This is a genomic window from Rhizobacter sp. P2_H3, from assembly GCF_056403355.1.
On the sequence record NZ_JBFUFQ010000001.1, the window covers coordinates 15401 to 32693 of the forward strand.

General features: G+C 69.8%; 14 protein-coding genes. 10 read left to right on the forward strand and 4 right to left on the reverse strand.

Annotated elements, in window-relative coordinates; genetic code table 11:
• Window positions 1-25: 25 nt before the first annotated feature.
• From AC1D1T_RS00070 to AC1D1T_RS00080, 3 genes are all read right to left on the reverse strand, one after another.
• Window positions 26-1750: a hypothetical protein gene (locus AC1D1T_RS00070; RefSeq protein WP_465112812.1), complete on the reverse strand. Its 1725-nt coding sequence runs from the start codon at window positions 1748-1750 to the stop codon at window positions 26-28.
• Between the two features lie 31 nt (window positions 1751-1781).
• Window positions 1782-2669: an RNA polymerase-binding protein DksA gene (gene dksA, locus AC1D1T_RS00075; RefSeq protein WP_465112811.1), complete on the reverse strand. Its 888-nt coding sequence runs from the start codon at window positions 2667-2669 to the stop codon at window positions 1782-1784.
• A 123-nt stretch (window positions 2670-2792) separates the two neighbouring features.
• Window positions 2793-3842: a CobW family GTP-binding protein gene (locus AC1D1T_RS00080; RefSeq protein ID WP_477826776.1), complete on the reverse strand. Its 1050-nt coding sequence runs from the start codon at window positions 3840-3842 to the stop codon at window positions 2793-2795.
• Window positions 3843-3978: 136 nt separating this feature from the next.
• Between AC1D1T_RS00080 and AC1D1T_RS00085 the strand changes: the two genes are divergently transcribed.
• The 10 genes from AC1D1T_RS00085 (at window position 3979) to AC1D1T_RS00130 (ending at window position 15774) form a co-directional block, all read left to right on the forward strand.
• Window positions 3979-4872: a CorC family transporter gene (locus AC1D1T_RS00085; RefSeq protein WP_477826775.1), complete on the forward strand. Its 894-nt coding sequence runs from the start codon at window positions 3979-3981 to the stop codon at window positions 4870-4872.
• The gene (lnt, locus tag AC1D1T_RS00090; RefSeq protein WP_477991168.1) at window positions 4856-6457 is read left to right on the forward strand and encodes an apolipoprotein N-acyltransferase; all 1602 of its coding nucleotides are present in this window, start codon (window positions 4856-4858) and stop codon (window positions 6455-6457) included. Before AC1D1T_RS00085 ends, lnt begins: the two co-directional genes overlap by 17 nt.
• Window positions 6458-6919: 462 nt before the next feature.
• A complete protein-coding gene (gene glyQ / locus AC1D1T_RS00095) occupies window positions 6920-7840 on the forward strand; it encodes a glycine--tRNA ligase subunit alpha (protein ID WP_047506719.1) in 921 nt (306 codons plus the stop codon).
• 5 nt (window positions 7841-7845) lie between these two features.
• Window positions 7846-9942, forward strand: a complete 2097-nt coding sequence (gene glyS, locus AC1D1T_RS00100; RefSeq protein ID WP_477826447.1) for a glycine--tRNA ligase subunit beta — start codon at window positions 7846-7848, stop codon at window positions 9940-9942.
• A 39-nt stretch (window positions 9943-9981) separates the two neighbouring features.
• On the forward strand, window positions 9982-10590 hold the full coding sequence (gene gmhB, locus AC1D1T_RS00105; RefSeq protein ID WP_477991170.1) for a D-glycero-beta-D-manno-heptose 1,7-bisphosphate 7-phosphatase: 609 nt from the start codon (window positions 9982-9984) through the stop codon (window positions 10588-10590).
• Window positions 10590-11333 carry a lysophospholipid acyltransferase family protein gene (locus tag AC1D1T_RS00110; RefSeq protein ID WP_047506723.1) on the forward strand — a complete coding sequence of 248 codons (744 nt, stop codon included), beginning with the start codon at window positions 10590-10592 and terminating at the stop codon, window positions 11331-11333. Before gmhB ends, AC1D1T_RS00110 begins: the two co-directional genes overlap by 1 nt.
• Before the next feature lie 22 nt (window positions 11334-11355).
• On the forward strand, window positions 11356-12282 hold the full coding sequence (locus AC1D1T_RS00115; protein ID WP_477991172.1) for a M48 family metallopeptidase: 927 nt from the start codon (window positions 11356-11358) through the stop codon (window positions 12280-12282).
• 25 nt (window positions 12283-12307) lie between these two features.
• Window positions 12308-13735 carry a sensor histidine kinase gene (locus tag AC1D1T_RS00120; RefSeq protein WP_047506725.1) on the forward strand — a complete coding sequence of 476 codons (1428 nt, stop codon included), beginning with the start codon at window positions 12308-12310 and terminating at the stop codon, window positions 13733-13735.
• Window positions 13725-14405: a hypothetical protein gene (locus tag AC1D1T_RS00125; protein ID WP_477829452.1), complete on the forward strand. Its 681-nt coding sequence runs from the start codon at window positions 13725-13727 to the stop codon at window positions 14403-14405. Before AC1D1T_RS00120 ends, AC1D1T_RS00125 begins: the two co-directional genes overlap by 11 nt.
• A 13-nt stretch (window positions 14406-14418) precedes the next feature.
• Window positions 14419-15774 carry a sigma 54-interacting transcriptional regulator gene (locus AC1D1T_RS00130; RefSeq protein WP_047506727.1) on the forward strand — a complete coding sequence of 452 codons (1356 nt, stop codon included), beginning with the start codon at window positions 14419-14421 and terminating at the stop codon, window positions 15772-15774.
• A 15-nt stretch (window positions 15775-15789) separates the two neighbouring features.
• On the opposite strand, the gene AC1D1T_RS00135 is transcribed toward AC1D1T_RS00130, so the two are convergent.
• Complete coding sequence (locus AC1D1T_RS00135) at window positions 15790-17211, reverse strand: CoA transferase (protein ID WP_477827535.1); 1422 nt, start codon at window positions 17209-17211, stop codon at window positions 15790-15792.
• Window positions 17212-17293: the final 82 nt, after the last annotated feature.

Sequence of the window (17293 nt, forward strand, 5' to 3'; positions counted from 1 at the left end):
CAAGCCGAAGATTGTGACCCGGGAATCAGACCACCCGAACCTTGACCTTGGCGTGCTCGTTGATGCCCATCGCGCCGAAGAACAGCGCGACGAGGCGGTGCGCTTCGGAGAAGGTCACGGCGCGGTTCTCGCCGCGGCGCGCCAGCACCCAGTTCAGCAGGTCGCCGGCCGCGATGAAGTCGACGCGGATCAGGCGGGCGCACGAGACGTTGACGACCTCGGCATGGCCCAGCTCGTCGTTCATCTTCGTCAGCGTGGCACCGATGTCACCGACCAGCTGGCCGGACAGCTCGACCCCCGCGACCTGCACGCCCGGTTCGTCGGGCATCTGCGATTCGAGGAAGCTGGTCGACACATCGCTGACGACCGACATCGGCGGCGATTGCGTGCTCATGTTCGAGCCGCTGATGCGCACCTGGCATTTCGCGCTCTCCCACGACGGCGGCGACACCTCGTAGGTGACGCAGTAGTCGATGGCCGCTTCGTCGAACTGGTCGGCGCGGTTGGCCATGCGCAGCGCATCGAGGCGCAGCTGCCAGAAGACGGGGTCGGCATCGCGCACGCCGGTGGGCGCGGCATCCTGCAGCACCTGCATCAGGCGGTCGCCGCCCAGCCAGCGCATGTCGAGCGGTTCGTTGATCCAGCCGCGGAACAGCTCGCTCATGCGCGCGCAGGCCTCGGCGTCGATGCTTTGCAGCGAGCTCCAGTCGAACACCCACGGCAGCGGCATCTGCAGCGATTGCGAGCGCAACCGGGCCACCGCGTCGGCATCGACGATGCTCGGGCACACCCAGCCGACCTGGCCGTCGATGCGCGAGCTGGGGCGGCGCTCCTCGCCGGCGGCCTCGGCCACCAACTTGGGCATCGAGAACCACTGTGGCGCCGACCAGCCGAACTGCTGGGCGTAGTCGATCGCAAGGCTCTCGAACTTGTGGTGCTGGCCGATCGCGCGGTACAGGTCGAACAGCGCCAGCCAGGTTTCGGCGTGCTGGGCGCGCGGGCCGCCCTGGCCGGTCAGCGCGGCGAGCGACGATTCGCAGCTCTCGAAATCGGCATTCGCGAACGCGATCACCGCCTCGTCGAGTTCGGGGTCGTGGGCGACTTCGCTCACTTCCACCGCATACGGGTTGCCCAGGTCGCCGCCGGCGATGTCGAGGTTCAGCGGCGACAACGGCGACAGGCCGGCACCCATCACGACCGTGGCCGGCGCGCCGGCGGGCGGGCGGGCGGGGGTGACCGGTTGGGCTGCGGGCGGGCGCGCACCGTTCGCACGGGCCGGCTCGGGCCGGATGCGGCTCTGGTCGGGCTCGGTCGCCGCGTAGCCGATGGCCGCCGGCTGGGTCGGTGCGTCGTAGAAAGAGGGTGGGCGGCGCGACGGCGAGGCGAGGCCGTCACCGACCATCTGCTGCTCGATCTCGTCGATCTTGGCCTTCACGCCGACATCCGGCTTGGCGCCGCTGTCCTGCATGCGGGCTTCGGAGTCATCGAGGCGGGAGGATCCACCCAGTGCCGCCAGCTGCTCGCTGGTCAGGCCTTCGCGGCGCACCTTGCGCAGCATGTCGAATTCGCGCTTGCGGACGAAATCGTTGCGCCGCTTGCGCTCGATCATCGCCTTCAGCTCGGACTTGGCGTACTCGCTCTCGCGGGCTTCTTCCGTGGGGGTGCCGAGCTGCGCCCAGTCCGTGGCCGGGTTGGCCACGAACTTGACAACCTTTCGGAAGAAGCTGGTGTTGTCTTTCTGATCCGACATGTCGGGTGACGGGGTGCGCGAAGGGTACTTGTCAGTCGCCGAACATCTTCTGCTTCAGCTCGCGCCGTTGCTGGGCTTCGAGGGACAGTGTAGCGGTCGGCCGTGCGATCAGGCGGCCCAATCCGATCGGTTCGCCAGTTTCGTCGCAGAAACCATAGTCACCGGCTTCGATGCGGCCCAGGGATTGTGAGATTTTCTTCAGAAGCTTGCGCTCACGGTCGCGGGTGCGCAGCTCGAGCGCGTGCTCTTCCTCGATGGTCGCGCGATCGGCAGGATCGGGGACGATCGAGGTGTCTTCGCGCAGATGCTCGGTGGTTTCGCCGGCGTTGCTGAGCAGATCGTCCTTCAGCTGCTGCAGCCGGGCCTTGAAGAAGGCCAGCTGCTTCTCGTTCATGTACTCGCTGTCGGGCATGGCCTGCAGCTCGTCGTCGGTCAGCGCCTCGCCGGGCTTGTTCTTCCAGGCGTTGGCGAGCTTGGGGTCGGCTTTGTGTTCGTGCTTGGAAATGTCGGTCACAAGAGAATTCATCTGTCGGGTGGGCGGCCGCGGAGGCGCGAAGCGGTCTGCGAAACGGGATGTGGCCGGTGGAATCGGGGCCGGGGACGAGGCCGCTGCCGAAGCCCGGGCGGCGGCGGAAAGCTTGGGGGCGGGCGGCGGCTTGACGGCCACCGGTTTCGGTGCAGCCACCTCGACGGCCTTGGCGACCGGCTTGGCCGGCGCGGCCACCGGTGCATGCACCGCCTTCGCCGCGGGCTTGGCCGCCGGTGCCTTGGCGGCTGGCGCCTTCGGCGCAGCGGCTGCCTTGGCCGGGGCCTTGGCAGCAGGTTTGACCGCGGTCTTGACAGCAGTCTTTGCGGCCGACACCGGCTTTTTCGCCGTTGACGCTGATGGTGTTGCTCGCTGGGCCGGGGTCTTTGTCACTGAGATCTCCTCGCAACGGCTGTTATACCCGCTCCGCGGGGTGGGCAATCACCCCGCAGCCAAACTTGGGCGCCGCGGATTGTAGCCACGTTGTTTTCCGACTCAACGGGAATTTCGACGGAATCACACGAGGCACTGCTCCAGCCCCTGCAGGAAGATTTCCTTCGGCAGGTCCAGGCCGATGAACACCATCTTGCTGGTCTTCTTCTCGCCCTTGGCCCAGGCGGGGCCCAGGTCGCTGCCCATCAGCTGGTGCACACCCTGGAAGATCACCTTCTTGTCGCTGCCCTTCATATTGAGCACGCCCTTGTAACGAAGCATCTTCGGGCCGTAGACCTGCACGATCGCGCCCAGGAAATCCTCCAGCTTGGCCGGGTTGAACGCCCGGTCGGAGCGGAAGACGAAGGATTTCACGTCGTCGTCATGCACATGGTGGTGCGGGTGGTCGCAGTGTTCGCCGTGCTCGTGGTCATGATCATGATCGTGGCCATGGTGGTGATGGTGGTCGTGGTCGTCCGCCTTCAGGAAATCGGGGTCGATGTCGAGCTTGGCGTTCAGGTTGAAGCCGCGCAGGTCGAACACCTCGGCCAGCGGCACCTCGCCGAAGTGCACCTTGCGTTGCGGCGCCCGCGGGTTCATGTGCTTGATCCGGTGGATCAGCGCATCGACCGCCGGGGCGTCGACCAGGTCGGTCTTGCTGATGAAGATCTGGTCGGCGAAGCCGATCTGGCGGCGCGCCTCCTGGCGGGTGTCGAGCTGGGATTCGGCGTGCTTGGCGTCGACCAGGGTCAGGATCGAGTCGAGCAGGTAGCTCTCGGCGATCTCGTCGTCCATGAAGAAGGTCTGGGCGACCGGGCCGGGGTCGGCCAGGCCGGTGGTCTCGATCACGACGCGGTCGAAGCTCAGTTCACCCTTGCGGCGCTTCTCGGCCAGGTCGTTCAGCGTGGTGCGCAGGTCTTCGCGGATCGTGCAGCAGACGCAGCCGTTGTTCAGCTGGATGATCTGCTCCTGGGTGTCCTGCACCAGGATCTCGTTGTCGATGTTCTCGTCGCCGAACTCGTTCTCGATCACGGCGATCTTCTGGCCGTGCGCTTCGGTCAGCACGCGCTTGAGCAGCGTGGTCTTGCCCGATCCGAGGAAGCCGGTCAGGATGGTGGCGGGGATGAGGCTCATGGAATGTCGGTCCTTGACAAGGAAGCGGGCCAGATGCGGCCGAAAAACTTTTGTTCAAGGTATCAGATGTGTCAAGCCAGTGTGACTCCCTGCTTCGAGTAAGCTTTTGACCCTGTAGAACTCTCGCCCCGGCGCGATGTCAGACCCCCACCCGAGTCGATCTTCCAGAGGCGCCGACAAGCACCCCGCTCCCGCGGACAAGCGCGGCCTGTTCGAGCGGCTGATGGAATTCATGTCGCCCGGCCCCGACTCCAAGGACGAGCTGATCTCCACGCTGGCCGACGCGGAGAACCGCGAGCTGATCGCTCCCGAGTCGCGGATGATGCTCGAGGGCGTGATCCGGATGGCCGACCTGACCGCCGGCGACGCGATGGTGGCCGCCCCGCGCATGGACCTGCTCGACATCGAGTCCCCGTACGACGAACTGCTGGCGCTCGTGATCGGCACCGGCCACTCCCGTTTCCCGGTCTTCGAGGGCCAGCGCGAGAACATCGTCGGCACGCTGATGGCGAAAGACCTGCTGAAGCTGCAGCGGGCGCCCGAACTGAACCTGCGTACGCTGCTGCGCCCGGCGGTGTTCGTGCCCGAATCGAAGGGCCTGAACGAGCTGCTGCGCGATTTCCGCTCCAACCGCAACCACCTGGCGATCGTGATCGACGAGTTCGGCAACACCGCCGGGCTGATCACGATCGAGGACGTGCTGGAAGAGATCGTCGGCGAGATCGAGGACGAATTCGACGAGAAGGACGGCGAATCCGGCATCTACACGCTGGCCGACGGCAGCCACCGGGTGGCTGGCGACACCACGATCGAGGCGGTCAACGAATCGTTCGGCGAGGTGCTGCCGCTGGACGATTTCGACACCATCGGCGGCCTGGTCGCCCAGGAACTGGGCCGGGTGCCGCGGCGCGGCGAGGCGGTGCCGGTCGGCAGCCTCATTTTCACGGTGATGCTGACGCGCGGCGGTGCGGTGCGCTGGTTCAAGGTGACGCGCGCGCCCGAGGCGGCCGTGGGTGAAGACGGTGCCTAGGGCGGTGCCGCAGGCGGCGGCGCCTGGGCCCGGCAAGGGCCGTCGCAGCGCGCGCCGCGAGGTCGGCGCCTCCGAGAACATGTTCCTCGGCCTGGACCTGCTGATGGTGCTGGTGCTCGGCGGCGTGCACAGCTTGGCCGCGACCTGGACGCACGCGTGGATCCTGCAGCTGCTGGCGGTCGCCGGCCTCGCGTTCCGCGTCAGTCGGGCCTCGCCACGCCGGGCGGCGCTGCTCGGCTGGGCGTTCGCGACGGCCTGGTTCGTGGCCGGCACGTTCTGGCTCTACGTCAGCATGCACCGCTACGGCGGCCTGCCGGCCTGGATGGCGGGCGCTGCCGTGGTGGCGCTGTCGGCCTTCCTGGCGCTGTATTTCGCGGCGGCGATGGCGCTGTTCGGCGTGCTGCGGCGCAACGTGCTGGTCGTCGATGCGCTGGTGTTCGCCGCCTGCTGGCTGCTGGCCGAGCTGGCGCGCGGGCTGCTGTTCACCGGGTTCCCGTGGGCGGCCTCGGGGTATTCGCACGTCGACAGCCCGCTCGCGCTGCTGGCGCCGTGGATCGGCGTGCACGGCATCGGCTGGGTGGCGGCGCTGCTCGGCGCGCTGGCGGTGATCGGCTTGCGCAACGGCGTCGGGCCGGGCGGGCTGGGTGTCATCACGAGCGTCGCGGTGGTCGGCGGGTTGGCCGCGATGCAGCCGGTCAATTTCACGCGCGGCAGCGGCAGCCTGCAGTTGTCGTTGCTGCAGTCGAACGTCGCGCAGGACGAGAAATTCGCCGAGGACAAGCTGCCGCAGGCCTTGGTGTGGGCGGCGACCACGCTGCAGTCGGCGCGCGGCGACCTGATCCTCGCGCCCGAGACCATCGTGCCGCTGCTGCCCGACCAGTTGCCCGAGGGCTACTGGGCCACGCTGGCCGCCGGCTTCCAGCATGGCGACCGGGCGGCCTTGATCGGCGTTCCGCTGGGCAGCTTCGAGGCCGGCTACACGAACTCGGCGGTCGGGCTGTCGCGCGAGACGGCCAAGTGGCCGGGCGGCTTCTACCGCTATGACAAGCACCACCTGGTGCCGTTCGGCGAGTTCATCCCGACCGGCTTTCGCTGGTTCACCGAGCTGATGAACATCCCGCTGGGCGACTTCAACCGCGGCCCGGTGGGGGCGCCGTCGTTCGAGGTGAAGGGCCAGCGCATCGCGCCCAACATCTGCTACGAGGATCTGTTCGGCGAGGAGCTGGCGGCGCATTTCCGCGAGCCGGAGCGGGCGCCGACCATTTTCGCGAACCTCAGCAACATCGGCTGGTTCGGCGACACCATCGCGCTGGCGCAGCACCTGAACATCTCGCGCATGCGGGCGATCGAGTTCCAGCGGCCGATGCTGCGCGCGACGAACACTGGCGTGACGGCGGTGATCGACCACACCGGGCGGGTCACGCACCAGCTGCCGCCGCTGACGACGGGGGTGTTGCAGGCGCCGGTCGAGGGCCGCGAGGGAATGACGCCGTACGCGAGCTGGGCGGCGCGCTTCTGGCTGTGGCCGCTGCTCGTTGGCGCGCTGTTGTCGCTGGTGATCGTGGTCCCCCTGCGCCGTTCGTAGGTGCTGCTGGCATATTGGCCCGTGCCTTTGCCGAACCAGTGGCTTGATGCGTAGAAGAAGCGCCTGGCGCGCCCGGGTGACAACCCGGGCTCAAACCTCATTTGTTCGCTTGTCACCTCCCAAAAGGCAGGGTGGTGGCAGAAGGCGCGTGCGGGGAGGCTGTGGAGCGCCAATCAGGACGGGTCGCCGGAGCTGGCTGGTTTCGCGGCCCGCGCGCGTCAGCGCGCTTCGTGCACTGACTGTCGCCGACTGTTTGACCACAACGAACGAAGTGAGTGGCGGGAGTTTCGGCGACGGGCCGCGAAACCAGTCAGCGGAGGGAAGTCATCGCCCCCAGGGGCGATGACCGACCCGGCCGGCGAGCCACAGCCTCCCCGCACGCGCCTTCCACGCAGGCGCGCCGCCTAGAATCGCCAGTTCCGCGTTCACCCAACGCGGCGTCTCTTCCACTATCGAACCCCTATGCTGACCTTCCAGCAAATCATCCTGCGCCTGCAAGACTACTGGGACCGCCAAGGCTGCGCGCTGCTGCAGCCCTACGACATGGAGGTCGGCGCCGGCACCAGCCACACCGCCACCTTCCTGCGCGCGCTCGGCCCGGAACCCTGGAAGGCGGCCTACGTGCAGCCCAGCCGCCGCCCGAAGGACGGCCGCTACGGCCAGAACCCGAACCGCCTGCAGCACTATTACCAGTACCAGGTCGTGCTGAAGCCGGCGCCGGCCAACATCCTCGAGCTGTACCTCGGCTCGCTCGAAGCGCTCGGCTTCGACCTGAAGGCCAACGACGTGCGCTTCGTCGAGGACGACTGGGAGAATCCGACGCTCGGCTGCTGGGGCCTCGGCTGGGAGGTCTGGCTGAACGGCATGGAGGTCACGCAGTTCACCTACTTCCAGCAGGTCGGCGGCATCGACTGCAAGCCGATCACCGGCGAGATCACCTACGGGCTGGAGCGCCTGGCGATGTACCTGCAAGGCGTCGACAACGTCTACAACCTGAAGTGGACCGACACGCTGAGCTACGGCGACGTCTACCTGCAGAACGAGATCGAGCAGAGCACCTACAACTTCGAGCACAGCGACGTCGACTTCCTGCTGCAGGCCTTCGCGGCGCACGAGAAGCAGGCCACTTACCTGATGGCGCAGCAGCTCGCGCTGCCGGCCTACGAACAGGTGCTGAAGGCCGGCCACACCTTCAACCTGCTGGACGCGCGCGGCGCGATCAGCGTCACCGAGCGCGCCGCCTACATCGGCCGCATCCGCAACCTGGCGCGTGCCGTCGCGAAGAGCTACCTCGACAGCCGTGCGCGCCTCGGGTTCCCGATGGCGCCCAAGGCCTGGGCCGACGAGGTGATCGAGCAACTGAACAAGAAGAAGGCGGCCTGAGCGATATGAGCACCCACAACCTGCTGGTCGAGCTGTTCGTCGAGGAACTGCCGCCGAAGGACCTGAAGCGCTTCGGCGAGGCCTTCGCCGCGACGCTGTCCGCCGGGCTGAAGACGCGCGGCCTGGCCACCGATCATTCCGCAACCACCTCGTACGCCACCCCGCGCCGCCTCGCGGTGCACGTCAGCGCGGTGCGCGCGCAGGCCGACGACCGCGCTGTGTCGCTGAAGCTGATGCCGGTCAGCGTGGGCCTCGCCGCCGACGGCCAGCCGACGCCGGCGCTGCTGAAGAAGCTCGCGAGCGTCGGCGCCGATGCGTCGGTGCTGCCGCAGCTCAAGCGCCAGCCCGACGGCAAGGCCGAGGCGCTGTTCTACGACAGCCTCGTCAAGGGGCCGATGCTGGCCGAGGGCCTGCAAGGGGCACTCGACGAGGCCCTGGCCGGCCTGCCGATCCGCAAGGTGATGCAGTACCAGCTGGACGACGGCTGGAGCAGCGTGAACTTCGTGCGCCCGGTGCACGGCCTGGTCGCGCTGCACGGTGCCGACGTGGTGCCGCTGCGGGCGTTCGGCCTGGTGTCGGGCCGCGAGACGCGCGGCCACCGCTTCGAGGCGGCGGTCGAGCCGGTGGTGCTGCAGGATGCCGACCACTACGCGCGCCAGCTCGAAGAGCAGGGCGCGGTTATCGCGAGCTTCGCGGCGCGCCATGCCGAGATCGTGCGCCAGCTGGATCATGCGGCGAAGCAGCAGGGGCTGCAGCCGATCGACGACGCGGCGCTGCTCGACGAGGTGACCGCGCTGGTCGAGCGGCCGAACGTGCTGCTGTGCCGCTTCGAGCCGGAGTTCCTCGACGTGCCGCAGGAATGCCTGATCCTGACGATGAAGGCCAACCAGAAGTACTTCCCGCTGCTCGACGCGGCCGGCAAGCTGACCAACCAGTTCCTGGTCGTCAGCAACATCCGCCCGGCCGATGCGAGCCGCGTGACCGGCGGCAACGAGCGCGTGGTGCGCCCGCGGCTGGCCGATGCGAAGTTCTTCTTCGACCAGGACCGCAAGAAGTCGCTGGCCGATCGGGTCGGCGGGCTGGACAAGGTGGTCTACCACGGCAAGCTGGGCTCGCAGGGCGAGCGGGTGCAGCGGGTGCGGGCGATCGCCGCGGGCATCGCGAAGCAGCTGGGTGCCGACGTGGCGCAGGCCGACCGCGCCGCGCTGCTCGCCAAGGCCGACCTGCTGACCGACATGGTCGGCGAGTTCCCCGAGCTGCAGGGCATCATGGGCGGCTACTACGCGCGCCACGATCGCGAGGCCGACGAGGTCGCGCTCGCGATCGAAGACCACTACAAGCCGCGCTTCGCCGGCGATGAACTGCCGCGCGGCCAGGTCGGCGAGATCGTCGCGCTGGCCGACAAATTGGAGACGCTGGTCGGACTGTTCGGCATCGGCCAGCTGCCCACCGGCGACAAGGATCCGTTCGCGCTGCGCCGCCATGCACTCGGCGTGATCCGGCTGCTGAGCGAACGCCAGCTCGCGCTGCCGCTCGACAAGCTGCTGCACGACGCGGCGCAGGCGTTCGGCGACAGGATCACCGACGCCAGCGCCGCGCTGAGCGACTTCATCTACGAGCGCCTGGCCGGCGCGCTGCGCGAACAGGGCGCGACGGCGCAGCAGGTCGACGCCGTGCTGTCGCTGCGGCCGAAGGAGCTCGGCGACGTCGGCAAGAAGCTGGCGGCCGTGCGCGCATTCGCCGCGCTGCCCGAATCCGAATCGCTGGCGGCCGCCAACAAGCGGGTCAGCAACATCCTGAAGAAGGCCGACGGCGAGGTCGCCGAGCAGGTCGATGCGGCGCTGTTCACCGACCCGGCGGAGAAGGCGCTGCACGCCGCGCTGGTCGACATCGAGCGGATCGCCCGGCCCGCCTTCGACCGGCGCGATTTCACCGCCTCGCTGCAGGCGCTCGCGGCGCTGAAGGCGCCGGTCGACGCGTTCTTCGACCAGGTGATGGTGAACGCCGACGATCCGAAGATCCGCGTCAACCGGCTCGGCCTGCTGGCGATCCTGCGCAGTGCGATGAACCGCGTCGCCGACCTCTCCCGGCTCGCGGTGTGAACCATGCCGCGTGAAGCTCGCCCCCAGAGGTCCGATGCCATGAACCTGATCATCCTCGACCGCGATGGCACCATCAACGAAGACCGCGACGACTTCGTCAAGACGGTCGACGAGTGGGTGGCGATGCCGGGGGCGCTCGAGGCGATCGCGCGGCTCAACCACGCCGGCTGGCAGACGGTGATCGCGACCAACCAGTCGGGCCTGGGCCGCGGCCTGTTCGACATGGCGACGCTGAACCTGATGCACGCGAAGATGAACGTGCAGCTCGCGCGCGTCGGCGGGCGTGTCAGCGCGGTGTTCTTCTGCCCGCACACGCCCGAAGACCAGTGCGATTGCCGCAAGCCGCTGCCCGGCCTGTACCTGCAGATCGGCGAGCGTTTCGGCGCCGATCTGGCGAACGTGCCGGTGGTCGGCGATTCGCTGCGCGACCTCGAGGCGGCGGTGGCCGCCGGCTGCCCGCCGCACCTGGTGCGCACCGGCAAGAGCGCTGCGCTCGACGAGGCGCAGCTCGCGCAGCTGCACGAGAAGGTGCCCGGCCTGCAGGTGCATGACGACCTGACGGCGTTCGCCGAATACATGAYCCAGCAGGAGCGCACGCTGCGCGGCGCCTCCGGCAAGACCGACTCCGGATTCGGAAGGCTCGATTGATGTCCAAATTCATTGCGGCGCTGCGTTCGCTGCTGTTCGTGCTGTGGATGGCGGCCACCGTGATCCCGTGGGCGGTGTTCTCGCTGATCGCGTCGATCTTCATCCGCGGCACGCCGCTGTTCTGGTTCACCACCTTCTGGCTGCGCATCGCGATCACCGGCTGCCGCTTCATCTGCGGCGTGCGCTACGAGGTGAAGGGCATGGAGAACCTGCCCGACGGCCCGGCCATCCTGCTGTCCAAGCACCAGTCCACGTGGGAGACCTTCGCGTTCCCGACGCTGATGCCGCGCCCGCTGTGCTACGTGTTCAAGCGCGAGCTGCTGTACATCCCGTTCTTCGGCTGGGCGATGGCGCGGCTCGACATGGTGCACATCGACCGCAGCAAGCGCGCGGAGGCCTGGAACCGCGTGGCCGAGCAGGGCAAGCGCTTCATGGCGCAGGGCAACTGGGTCATCATGTTCCCCGAGGGCACGCGCATCACGCGCGGCCAGCAGGGCACCTACAAGACCGGCGGCACGCGGCTCGCGGTGGCGACCGGCGCGCCGGTGGTGCCGATCGCCGTCAATTCGGCCAGTTGCTGGCCGCGCAAATCGTTCCTGGTGCGGCCGGGCCTGATCACCGTGTCGATCGGCAAGCCGATCGCGCCGGCCGGGCGCGAGGCCGACGAGCTGATGCGCGAGGTCGAGGGCTGGATCGAAGGGGAGATGCGGCGCATCGACCCCGGGGCGTACACGCCTTCGTAGCTCGCCCTTAGAATCGCGGCCCATGACTCGACGCGCGCCGGGCCCCGAAGAACCACAGCTGTCGCTGTTCGATGAGTCGCCCCCGGCAGTGTCCGCGGCCCTCTGGCCCTCGCTGCCGCGCATGCCGGTCGTCGATGCCCCTGCGGCACCACCGCCCGTCGCCCCTGCGCCCGTCTCCAGCCTGCAGCCCGCGGTCTTCCGCCATCCGCAGGCCCAGCGCGAGATCCGCCTGAACGACCACCTGGTCGGCTATGCGCTGCGCCGCGCGCGCCGCCAGAGCATCGGCTTCGTCGTCGGCACCGAGGGCCTGAGCGTGGCGGCGCCGAAATGGGTCGGCCAGCAGGACATCGAATCGGCGCTGCGCGAGAAGGCCGGCTGGATCCTGCGCAAGCTCGGCGAGCAGCAGCAGCGCGCGCAGCGGCTGCAGGCCGCCCGCGTCGACTGGCGCGACGGCACCGGCATCCCGTTCCTCGGCGAGACGGTGATCGTCGTGCTGGATCCGCGTGCCACCGGTGCCATCCTGAACACCGATGCGGCCGCGCTGCCGGGCGTGCCGCGGCTCACGCTGCACGTCGGGCTGCCGCAGACCGCGACGCCGGAGCAGATCCGCGACGCGGTGCAGAGCTGGCTGCAGCGGCAGGCGCGGCGCATCTTCGAAGACCGCTGCCGGCATTTCGCGGCGCAGCTGAACGTGCGCTACACGCGGCTGAGCCTGTCGTCGGCGCAGACGCGCTGGGGCAGCGCGAGCGCCGACGGCCGGATCCGGCTGAACTGGCGCTTGATCCACTTCGCGATGCCGAGCATCGACTACGTGGTGGCACACGAGCTGGCGCACCTGCGCGAGATGAACCACAGCCCGCGCTTCTGGGACGTGGTGCGCTCGGTGATGCCCGACTTCGAGCAGGTGCGTGGCACCTTGAAGGACGACGCGCTGCCGGTGTTCGACTGATCGGGGCGGGCACAATCCCCCGCTGATGTTCAGCCTCAACCGCTACTCCTTCCGCCAGCTGCTGCTCGTCGCCTTCCTGCTGATCGCCGCGCTGCTCAGCGCGGCCTCGCTGCGCGGCCTGTTCCAGCTCGAAGGCCTGCTGCGCCAGAGCAGCGAGGGCGCGCGCCAGGCCGTCGCGCACACCGCCGATGCGCAGGTGCTGGCCGAGCGCACCGTCGCGATGGAACGCGCCGCGCGCCAGTACCTGGTGCTCGACGACCCGGTGCTGCGCCAGCGCTTCGAGGAGGCCGCGCGCGACGCCACCTCGGCGCTCGCCCGCCTCGCCGACAACCGCATCCCGTCGAACCTGGCGGCCGACTGGCGCGCCACCGAATCCGACATCGAGGCCCAGCTGAGCGGCCCCGATCCGGCGATCCGGCTGCGCGAGGTCACCGTGACCACCGCATTCCGGGAGCTCGAGTCGATCAACGCCACGATCGCCGAGCAGGTGCGCCTGGCCACCGAGACCCGCAACCAGGTGCTGATGAGCGAGCTGGAGGCCGGCCGCACCCAGCTCGGCCGGCAGATCCTCGCGGCGATCGGCATCTCGATCGTGATGGCGCTCGGCTTCGGCCTGTGGCTCGCGCGGCCGCTGAAGCACCTGGAGCGCGCCGTCGTCAGCCTCGGCGAGAACCGGCTCGACCAGCCGATCGACATCCGCGGCCCGACCGACGTGCGCCTGCTCGGCCGCCGCCTCGAATGGCTGCGGCTGCGGCTGGCCGAACTCGATTCCGACAAGTCGCGTTTCCTGCGCCATGTCTCGCACGAGCTGAAGACGCCGCTGGCCGCGTTGCGCGAAGGCGTCTCGCTGCTCGAAGACGGCGTCACCGGCGAGCTGAGCGAGAACCAGCGCGAGGTCGCGCGCATCCTGCGCCAGAACACCCACGTGCTGCAGAGCCAGATCGAGGACCTGCTGCGCTTCAACGCCGCCGCGTTCGAGGCCCGCCAGCTGGTGCGGCGCAAGACCGAGCTCACTGCGCTGATCAAGGACCTGGTCGCCCAGCAGCGGCTGCAGTGGCAGGCACGCCAGCTCGCGGTGCTGGTGGAGGGCGAGCCGCTCGTCGCCGAGGTCGATGCCGACAAGCTCGGCGCGGCGCTGGGTAACCTTTTGTCGAACGCGATACGCTTCAGCCCCGCGGGCGCTACCATCCGTTTTTCCGTGACCCGCGTGCCCGGCCGTGCCTGCATCGACATCGTCGACCAGGGCCCGGGCGTTGCGGCGGCCGACCGGGCGCGCGTGTTCGAGCCCTTCTACCGCGGCGAACGCCAGCCGGGCGACGCGGTGCGCGGCAGCGGCATCGGGCTGTCCATCGTGCACGAGTACGTCACGGCCCACGGCGGCCAGGTCGAACTGATGGACGACGGCGGCCCCGGCGGCGCTCACTTTCACATCGAATTGCCCCATGCGCGTTAGTCCTGCCCTCCGTTGCGCTCCCGCCTGGCTCGGCACGTTGCTGCTGGCGGCCTGCGTGACGCCGCCCGCCGAACTGCCGCCACCCGCGCCCGCCGCCTCGGCGCCGGTGCTCGCCCCGGCCCCGGCCGCGTCGGCCGTCGTGATCCTGGTGCCGGCGCCGGTCGAGCCGGCCGACCAGGTGTCGCGGCAGATCCTCGGCTACCACGAGCAACTGCGTCAGATGTCGGCGGCCGACCTCGGCAACGAGATCACGCGCCTGAACGCGATCGTCAGCGCGAACAGCGCCGCGGCGCCGACCGGCGCGGTGCTCGAACTGGCGCTCGCGCTCTCGCAGCAGCACAACGGCGGCGACGTGGCACGCGCGCAGCAGCTGCTCGAATCGGTCGTGAAGGCCGGTGCCGCCGAACTGCAGCCGTGGCAGCCGATGGCGCGCCTGCTGCTCGCGCGCATCGCCGAGCAGCGCCGGCTGGAAGACGCGTTCAACCGCGAGGCCACGCAGCGCCGCGAGCAGCAGCGCACGCTGCAGCAGCTCAACGAGAAGCTCGAGGCGCTGAAGGCGATCGAGCGCAGCATGACGACCCGCCCCGGGCCGGGCGCGAGCGCGGTGCCGGTGACGCCGCTGCCGGCGCCGGCCGCCGCCTCCGCCCCCGCGGCACCGAAGGCGCCCTGAGGGCCCCCGCCGCATGGCCAACATCCTGCTTGTCGACGACGACCCCGACCTGCTGAAGCTGCTGTCGATGCGGCTCGGCGCGGCCGGCCACCGCGTGACCTCGGTCGAGTCGGCCGAGGCGGCGCTGACGCAGCTGGCGGTCGCGCGGCCGCAGCTGGTGGTGAGCGACGTGCAGCTGCCGGGGCGCGACGGCCTCGCGCTGTTCGACGAGATCCGCGCGCGCCATCCGGCGCTGCCGGTGATCCTGCTGACGGCGCACGGCACCATCCCCGATGCGGTCGAGGCCACCGCACGCGGCGTCTTCAGCTACCTGACCAAGCCGTTCGACGGCAAGGCGCTGCTCGACAAGGTGAACCAGGCGCTGGCGCTCGCGCCGCCGTTGCCGCACGCCGAGGATGGCGACGGCGCCTGGCGTGCCGCGATCGTCAGCCGCTCCGGCCCGATGACCGAGCTGCTCGGCGAGGCCAAGATGGTGGCCGCGTCCGATGCGAGCGTGCTGATCCGCGGCGAGAGCGGCAGCGGCAAGGAGCTGCTCGCGCAGGCCATCCACCGCGCGAGCGCGCGTGCCGCGAAGCCGTTCGTCGCGGTGAACTGCAGCGCGATCCCCGAGGCGCTGCTCGAATCCGAGCTGTTCGGCCACGTGAAGGGCTCGTTCACCGGCGCGGTCGCGAACCACCGCGGCCTGTTCGTCACGGCCGACGGCGGCACGCTGTTCCTCGACGAGATCGGCGACATGCCGCCGGCGCTGCAGGTCAAGCTGCTGCGCGTGCTGCAGGAGCGCTCGGTGCGGCCGGTCGGCGCGAGCCAGGCGGTGCCGGTGGACGTGCGCATCCTGTCGGCCACGCACCGCGACCTCGATGCGGCGATGGCCGAGGGCCAGTTCCGCGAAGACCTGTACTACCGGCTCAACGTGGTGTCGCTGCACCTGCCGACGCTGGCCGAACGGCGCGACGACATCCCGCTGCTGGTGAACCACTTCCTCGCGAAGCTGGGCGAGAAGTACGGCAAGCGCTTCAACGGCTTCGCGCCCGAGGCGATGAAGGCACTGACCACCGCGAGCTGGCCCGGCAACGTGCGCCAGCTGCACAACGTGGTGGAACAGGTGTGCGCGCTGACGACCACGCCGCTGATCCCGCTGACGCTGGTGCAGCGCGCGCTGCGCGTGCCGTCGGTCGAGGTGCTGACCTACGCGCAGGCGCGCGAGCGCTTCGAGCGCGACTACCTGGTCGGCCTGCTGAAGCTGACCGATGGCAACGCCGCCGACGCGGCGCGGCTGGCCGACCGCAACCGCACCGAGTTCTACCGGCTGCTGCAGCGCAACGGCCTGACGCCGGGGCAGTTCAAGGCGGCGGCGGACGACGAGGGCTGAACCCGGCGATCGGATTCAAGCCCACGCGGCTGGATGCGAGCCCGGCGGCATCGACGGCCAGCGCCACAGCGGCGGCGTTTCAGAGAACTGCGGCGCATGGCGCACTGCGACGAGGCGACCGAAGCCCGACGGTTCGCTGACGAGGAAGGGCGTGATGTCGGGCGCTTGCGCCTTCAGTCCGCCGTCGACCCGGCCGAGCGACCGCAGCCACTGCCCGACGCCCGCCAGCGACACCTGCACATGCCAGCTGCCGCCTTCGCGCGCCTGGCGCCACAGCGCGGCCTGCGCGCCGAAGGCCAGCAGGTAGCCTGCCGCGTAGTCCAGCGCCTGCAGCGGCAGGGCCTGCGGCTTCGCGGCGCCGGCGGCGCGTGCCTCGGCGTCGTTGAAGCCGGTGGCGGTCTGCACCAGCGAATCGAAGCTGCGCCGCGTCGACCACGGGCCGGTCGATCCGTAGGCCGACAGCGACACCGCGACGATGCCCGGCCGCAGCGCGGCGAGCTGCTCCGGCCCGAAGCCCAGCGCCTGCAGGCCGCCCGGACGGTAGCCCTGCACGAAGACATGCGCATCGGCCAGCAGCTCCTGCAGTCGCTCGCGCCCCGCGCCGCTGCGCAGGTCGAGGTGGGCCGAGCGCTTGCCGCGGCTGGTCTCGGCGATCGCGTCGATGTTGGGCAGGTGGGGCGAATTCAGCAGCAGCACCTCGGCACCGTAGGCCGCGAGCGTGCGGCCGGCCACCGGGCCGGCGAGGATGCGCGTCAGGTCGAGCACGCGCAGGCCGTGCAGCGGGCGATCGGTGTCGGCGGCGTGGGTCCATTCGCGCGGGGCTGCGTCGCCGAGGCGTTCGATGCGCACCGCCGGCTGGCCGGCCAGCGCCAGGGCTTGCGGATGCCGGTCCCAGGTGTCGACGCTGCGCAGCGCGGCGACCACCAGGCCGGCCTGCGCCGCCGCGTCTTCGAACTCCTCGGCGCGCCAGCTGCGCAAGGCCTGCTCGACGGCGGGGCGCTCGGTGGCGTCGCCGGTCGGGCAGCCGAGCAGCTTCAGCGCGCCGTCACGGTGATGCGCGAAGTTCGCGTGCAGGCGCACCCAGCCCGGCTCGCCGAGCGCCTCGCCGCAGCGGTACAGGCCCGACAGCTTGTCCCAGAGATGCAGGGCGCGGCCGTCGAGCGTGAAGTGCGCGCAGCTCTCCAGCACGGCGTTCTCTCGCGGCACCAGCACGCGCTGCCGGCGCCCATGGCGCAGGTGCCACAGCTCGGCGGCCGCGCCGGAGGCAGCGGCCATGCTGGCCTGGATCGCATCGGCGACGGCGAAGCTGCTCGGCAGCACCGGGGCATCGCCGGGCGCTTCGATGTGATCGAGCGCCGCCGCCGGCAGGCCGGCCTGCTGCCACAGGCCGGACAAGGCGTGCTGCGCCGGACCGGCATCACGATCATCGATGGGCACGCGGTGCTCCAGGGGGGGTGAAGATGGCGCGCATTCGACACCGCCACGCGGCACCCGTCAATCGCCCACGTCAATCGCCCAC